The organism is Azospirillum isscasi, assembly GCF_030849505.1.
Classification (GTDB): Bacteria; Pseudomonadota; Alphaproteobacteria; order Azospirillales; family Azospirillaceae; genus Azospirillum; species Azospirillum isscasi.
This window is the reverse complement of the sequence record NZ_JAUJFI010000237.1, coordinates 1-6271: the sequence shown is the minus strand read 5'-3', so window position 1 is coordinate 6271 and position 6271 is coordinate 1. Positions and strand designations below refer to the sequence as shown.

The 6271-nt window shown below is 69.5% G+C and carries 4 protein-coding genes; 1 reads left to right on the top strand and 3 read right to left on the bottom strand.

Annotated elements, in window-relative coordinates:
* Window positions 1-2534, top strand: a 2534-nt coding sequence (locus QSG27_RS27045) for a tetratricopeptide repeat protein (protein WP_306711688.1), incomplete at its 5' end; no start/stop codon positions are given.
* 358 nt (window positions 2535-2892) lie between these two features.
* On the opposite strand, the gene QSG27_RS27040 is transcribed toward QSG27_RS27045, so the two are convergent.
* The 3 genes from QSG27_RS27040 to QSG27_RS27030 all read right to left on the bottom strand — a co-directional run bounded on the left by QSG27_RS27040 (window position 2893) and on the right by QSG27_RS27030 (window position 6102).
* Complete coding sequence (locus tag QSG27_RS27040) at window positions 2893-4791, bottom strand: potassium transporter Kup (RefSeq protein ID WP_306711687.1); 1899 nt, start codon at window positions 4789-4791, stop codon at window positions 2893-2895.
* A 220-nt stretch (window positions 4792-5011) separates the two neighbouring features.
* Window positions 5012-5785, bottom strand: a complete 774-nt coding sequence (gene fliP, locus QSG27_RS27035) for a flagellar type III secretion system pore protein FliP (protein ID WP_306711684.1) — start codon at window positions 5783-5785, stop codon at window positions 5012-5014.
* On the bottom strand, window positions 5782-6102 hold the full coding sequence (locus tag QSG27_RS27030) for a FliO/MopB family protein (protein ID WP_306711682.1): 321 nt from the start codon (window positions 6100-6102) through the stop codon (window positions 5782-5784). The genes fliP and QSG27_RS27030 overlap by 4 nt, the downstream gene beginning before the upstream one ends.
* Window positions 6103-6271 lie beyond the last annotated feature (169 nt).

Sequence of the window (6271 nt, the reverse complement as noted above, 5' to 3'; positions counted from 1 at the left end):
CGGTTGCCGCGGCCAAGCCGGCCCCGGCATCCCCCCCGCCGAAGGAGGCCGCCGCAGCCCCGGCGTCCGCGAAGCCGGAGGCGGCGAAGCCCGACCCGGCCAAGCCCGACCCCGCCAAGGCCGAACCGCAGGGGCCGACCCTGGTTTTCGATGTGGGCGGCCCGTCCTCCATCGCCGTCTATCCGCGCGCCGGCCATCTCTACATCGTGTTCGACAAGCCGCTGCCCATCGGCGCCGGAAAGGCGATCGGTGCCGGTACCGGGACGGTCGGCGCGATCGAGCCGGTGCCGGCCACCGGGGGCAGCGCCTTCCGCACCCGGATCGGCCCGCTGGTCTGGCCGAAGATCGAACGGCAGGGGACGAGCTGGAAGATCACGCCGACCAGCCGCCTGACCGGCACGCCGCCCTTCCAACTGAAGATCGACCCGGAGCCGGACTTCCTTCTGGGGGGCCGGCTGGTGGTGCGGGCCGCGGACGCGGCGAATGTGGTGACGCTTTCCGACCCGGATGTCGGGGATCGCCTCCAGGTCGTCCCGCTGCCGGTTCCCGGAAACGCCATCCCCGAATCCCACCGCTACGCGGACCTGGAACTGCTGCCCAGCTACCAGGGTGTCGTCGTGCGGCCCATCGCCGACGCCGTCACCGTCCGCCCGGTGAAGGAGGGGGTGGAGGTGACGGCGGCGGGCGGCCTGCATCTGTCGCCCATGGCCGATGCCGGGAACCGCCCGGCGGCGCCCGCGCAGACGGCGGCGCTTCCGCCGAAGCCCACCCCCGGCGCCGCTCCCAACACGCTGACGCCGCCCGCCGATCCGAAGCCGGTGCCCGCCGGGCGACGCCTGTTCGACCTGCCGGCCTGGAAGAAGGGCGACCTCGACCATTACACGGAGGCGCGGCAGAACCTTCAGCTCGGCGTCGTCAACGCGCCGGATTCCGAGCGCCCCCGCGCCCAGCTCGACCTCGCCCGCTTCTATCTGGCGAACGGTTTCGGGCAGGAGGCCATCGGCATGATGGATGTGTTGCAGGAGGCTCAGCCCGACCTGGAGGGCTGGCCGGAATTCCGCGCCCTGCGCGGGGCCGCGCGCTTCCTGGCCGGCAACACCGACGCCGCGGCGGAGGATCTCGCCCACCCGAACCTCGCCAACAACGGGGAGGCCGCGCTGTGGCGCGCCGCCATCGCGGCGGACCGCAACGACTGGCCGGCGGCCCAGGCCGGGTTCAAGGCGGCGGCGCCGATCCTGAACTCCTACCCCGACCCGATCCTGACCAAGCTGGCGACCCGCGCCGCCGAGGCCGCGCTGCGGACCGGCGACATGCCCTTCGCCAAGAGGCTGCTGGACCGCATCGTCGAACGCGGCGGCACGGACGCGGAGGAGCGGCCCGACATCCAGTATCTCCGCGGCCTCTACTACGCCCAGACCAACGAGCCGGAGCGGGCGCAGGAGCAGTTGAACGCCTCCTACAACAGCCTCGACCGCTATTACCGGGCCAAGGCCGGGCTGGCGCTGGTGAACCTGCAACTGGCGGAAGGCCGCATGTCGCCGCCCGCCGCCGCGGAACGGCTGGCCGGGCTGACCTTCACCTGGCGCGGCGACGAGCTGGAGATGCAGATCCGCCAGCGCATGGGCGAGGTGCTGATCGCCGCCGGCCAGTATGCCGACGGTTTCAACGCCATGAAGGAGACCGCCGCCCTGGTCGCCGACACGCCGCGGGCCGAGGAGATCACCCGCGAGATGTCGCGCATCTTCTCCGACCTCTACAAGGACGGGGCGCAGAAGCTGCCGACCATCGAGGCGCTCCAGCTCTACGACCAGTTCCGCGAGCTGACCCCGGTGGGGGAGGCCGGCGACGAGGTGATCCGGCAGCTTGCCGAGCGGCTGATCTCCGTGGACCTGCTGAACCGCGCCGCCGACCTGCTTCAGCATCAGGTGGAATACCGCCTGTCCGGCGAGGACAAGGCGCGCGTCGGCACCCGGCTGGCTTCCGTCCGCCTGCTCGACAACAAGCCGGAGGAGGCCCTGCGCGCGCTGGAGCTGTCCAACGTGCCGAACCTGCCGGCGGATCTGGTCGGCGAGCGCCGCCTGATGCAGGCCAAGGCGCTGGCCGAGTTGGGCCGCGGCGACGAGGCGCTGCTGCTGCTGTCCGAGGACGACAGCAAGCCGGCCAACTCGCTGCGGGTGGACATCGCGTGGCGCGCCCAGAAGTGGGAGGCCGCGGCCTTCGCGCTGAACAAGCTGATCGGCCCGCCGCCGCCGCCGACCCAACCGATCAACCCGGCGACCTCGCAGCTCGTGCTGAACCGCGCCGTGGCGCTGGCGCTGGCCGGGGACGGGACGAACCTGAACCTGCTGCGCAAGGAGTTCGGCTCGGCCATGACCAACGGCCCCGACGCCGACGCCTTCCGCGTGCTGACCCGCCCGGAACAGGCGCTGGGCCTGATCGACGTCAACACCGTCCGCTCCCGCGTCGCGGAGGTGGACATGTTCCAGAAGTTCCTGAAGAACTACCGCGGCAAGCAGAGCGCGGCGATCAACTAGGCCCTTCGCCGGATTCGACCGGGGCGGGAAGGCGTGTCAGGGTTTTGCATCGGAATGCATGCGCCCGAGGGGGGTCGGGGATGGACCGCGAATAGGAAACTCTGCCGAAGCTCGACCAGATCATCGCCACCCAACGGATCGACGGGGAGCGTCAGCGCGCTGTGGAGGGCGACCTCCGTTGAGATGAAGGGGCAGTTGTCCATCATGCTGACGTGGCTGCATTCCATGGATCAGCGCTTTTCGGCGCTGATGGCGTCGGTCAACCCGCCGCGCAAACCCGCAGCCTGGCCATTTCCCAACCACCAAAAAAGCCCCTTTCCATGGGAAAGGGGCTTTTTCATTGCCATGACGGCCGGGTTCAGAGCTGAACCTGGGTGCCCAGCTCGACCACGCGGTTCGGCGGGATCTTGAAGAAGTCGGTGGCGCTGACCGCGGTGCGCGACATCACGACGAACAGCTTCTCCCGCCACTGGGCCATCTGCGGGTTGATGCGGGGGATCAGCGTCTCCCGGCCCAGGAAGAAGGAGGTCGTCATCACGTCGAACTCCAGCCCGAACGCCTTGCACAGCCGCAGCGCCTTGGGAATGTTCGGCTCCTGCGAGAAGCCGTAACGGACCGTCAGCCGGTAGAAGCCGTCGGCCAGCCCCTCCAGGACGACGCGCTCCTTGGCGGGAACGCGGGGCACGTCCTCGACCAGGACGGTCAGGAAGACGATGCGCTCGTGCATCACCTGATTGTGCTTCAGGTTGTGCAGCAGGGCGATGGGCACCGTGTCGGCGCTGGAGGTCAGGAAGATCGCCGTGCCCTTCACCCGCTGGATCTCGGAGGACTTGGCGTGCCGCTTGACGAAGCTCTCCAGCGGCAGCGAGTCCTCGGCCAGACGGCGGTTCAGGACGGCACGCCCGCGGCGCCAGGTGGACATCAGCCCCAGCGTCACCGCGGCGATGACCAGCGGCACCCAGCCGCCGTGCGGGATCTTCACCGCGTTGGCGAGGAACAGCGCCAGATCGACGCTGAGGAACAGCGCGCCCAGGGCCAGACAGGCGGGCAGGCTCCAGTTCCAGCGGCGGTGCGCCACGACCAGCGCCAGGATCGTGGTGATGACCATGTCGCCGGTCACCGCGATCCCGTAGGCGGTCGCCAGACGGCTGGAGGACTCGAACCAGACGACCAGACCGATGACCGCGAACAGCAGGCCCCAGTTGGCGCGCGGGATGTAGATCTGCCCGCCCTCCTCCTGCGAGGTGTGGCGGATGTCCAGCCGCGGGCACAGGCCGAGCTGCACCGCCTGCCGCGTCAGCGAGAAGACGCCCGAGATCACCGCCTGGCTGGCGATCACCGCGGCGCAGGTGGACAGCAGAACCATGGGGTAGAGGCCCCAGTCCGGCACCAGCAGGTAGAAGGGGCTGCGCACCGCCGTCGGGTCGCTCAGCAGCAGGGCGCACTGGCCGAGATAGTTCAGCAGAAGCGCGGGCAGGACCACCGCCAGCCACGCCACCTTGATGGGGCGCCGGCCGAAATGGCCCATGTCGGCGTACAGCGCCTCGCCCCCGGTGACGGCCAGAACGACGGCGCCCAGAACCAGGAAGCCGATCCAGCCGTTGGACGCGAAGAAATGCACGGCGTGGCGCGGGTCGAGCGCCGCCAGCACCTGCGGCTCCTTCACCAGCTCGATCAGGCCGAGCAGGCCCAGCGTGGCGAACCACGCGACCATGATCGGGCCAAACAGCCGGCCGACCTTCTCGGTGCCGCGGCTCTGGATCGCGAAGAGGACGATGAGGATGCCGACGGTCACCGGTACCACGACGCGCTCCAGCGCCGGCTGCGCCACCTCCAGCCCCTCCACGGCGGACAGGACGGAGATGGCCGGGGTGATCATGCCGTCGCCGTAGAACAGGGCGGCGCCGAACAGGCCCATCGCCATCAGGCCGGACAGCCGCCCGGTGGAGTCGGGCCGGCTGTTGGTCGCCAGCGCCAGAAGGGCCAGGATGCCGCCTTCGCCCTTGTTGTCCGCCCGCATGACGAACAGCACGTATTTCACCGTGACCACGAGCACCAGCGCCCAGAACACCATGGACATGATGCCCAGGATGTTCTCCGGGGTCAGGGCGAGCCCGTGCTCCGGCGAGAAGCATTCGCGCAGCGTGTAGAGCGGGCTGGTGCCGATGTCGCCGTAGACGACGCCAAGCGCACCGAGGGTGAGCGCGGCCAGCCTGCCCTTGTCGGGTGCCGCGGCTTTCAGGGTCGTGTCTGACATGTGGGACGTGAGGAGGGTCCGTTGGGAGTCCGAGCGGGGGACGAAGAAGCCACAAGCTGCGGGTACGGCGGCGGTCGGCGGCGCTCGCGCGGGCCGATCCTCTTACGCTCTTCCCTGACCCGATACTAGCGGAACCCGATGCGCGCGTCCGCAGGCCGTTTCGCCTGCGACGATCTGCGCCGAACTCCAATTTCAGGTTGTAATGATGCGCAAAGGACGCCTAGAGCGTGCCGAAGCTGCGGGCCAGCGAACCGGCGATCAGGTACCAGCCGTCGACCAGCACGAAGAAGATGATCTTGAACGGGATCGCCACCATGGTCGGCGGCAGCATCATCATGCCCATCGACATCAGGATCGACGACACCACCATGTCGATGATCAGGAAGGGCAGGAACAGCAGGAACCCGATCTCGAAGGCGCGCTTGATCTCCGAGATCATGAAGGCCGGCACCAGGACGTGCAGCGGGGTCTGCTCCGCGTCCGTCACGTTCTCGATGCGCGCCATGTCCATGAACAGGCGCAGGTCCTTCTCGCTGGTGTGCTTCAGCATGAACTCGCGCAAGGGGGCGACCGTGCGCTTGAACGCCTCCACCTCGTCGATGTCCTGGTTGATCAGCGGCTGGATGCCCTGGTTGTAGGACCGCTCGAACACCGGGGCCATCACGAAGAAGGTCAGGAAGACCGCCAGCGACATCAGCACCGTGTTCGGCGGCACCTGCTGGATGCCCAACGCCGAGCGCAGGAAGGACAGGACGATCACGATGCGCGTGAAGGCCGTCATCATGATCAGGATCGACGGCGCCAGCGACAGCACCGTGATCAGCGCGACCATCTGGACGATGCGCCCGGTGGTCGATCCCCCGGCGTCGCCCAGGTCGAAGGTCATGCTCTGCGCCAGCGCCGGCCCGGCGGCCAGCGCCCCGGCGATTCCGATCGCCAGGGCCAGAAGGCCGGCGAGCGCCAGTCGTCCCGTCACGCCCGCGCCGATTCTCATGAGCGCTCCCCCGCGGACGGCGGGGTGGAGGCTTCGGCCAGCGCGCCCTGGAAGCCGCCGCGCGGCGCCTGATCGACCACTTGGTCGCCGAAGGCGCTCAGCAGCAGCAGATGCTCCCGGTCGTCGCGGCGGACCAGCACCAGCCGGCGCTTGCCGTCCAGCGGCAGCACCTCGACGACGCCCAGCCGGCGCTGGCGTCCCGCCGTGGCGGTCATGCCGCCGAAACCGATGCGGCGCATCACCCAGGCCACCAGCATGATCAGCGCGATGACGAACAGGAGGGCGAGAACGAATTGGATGTACTGGTCGAGGCCCATGAATCTGGTCAGCTCTGTCAGGCCGGCTTCGTCGGCGGGGCGGGCGGAAGGTCGCCGGGCGGGGCGGCGGCGGGGCGGCCATAGGCGGCGCCGGCGCGCTGGCGCGCGGTGTGGGGATCGTGCCGCCCCTCGGCGGCGGCGGCCAGGGTTTCCCTCTGGCGGGTCAGCG

What these genes read in the sequence shown, in the direction of transcription:
- QSG27_RS27040 (WP_306711687.1), bottom strand. Translation starts at nt 4,791, where the DNA reads ATGTCAGACACGACCCTGAAAGCCGCGGCACCCGACAAGGGCAGGCTG.
- fliP (WP_306711684.1), bottom strand. Translation starts at nt 5,785, where the DNA reads ATGAGAATCGGCGCGGGCGTGACGGGACGACTGGCGCTCGCCGGCCTT.
- QSG27_RS27030 (WP_306711682.1), bottom strand. Translation starts at nt 6,102, where the DNA reads ATGGGCCTCGACCAGTACATCCAATTCGTTCTCGCCCTCCTGTTCGTC.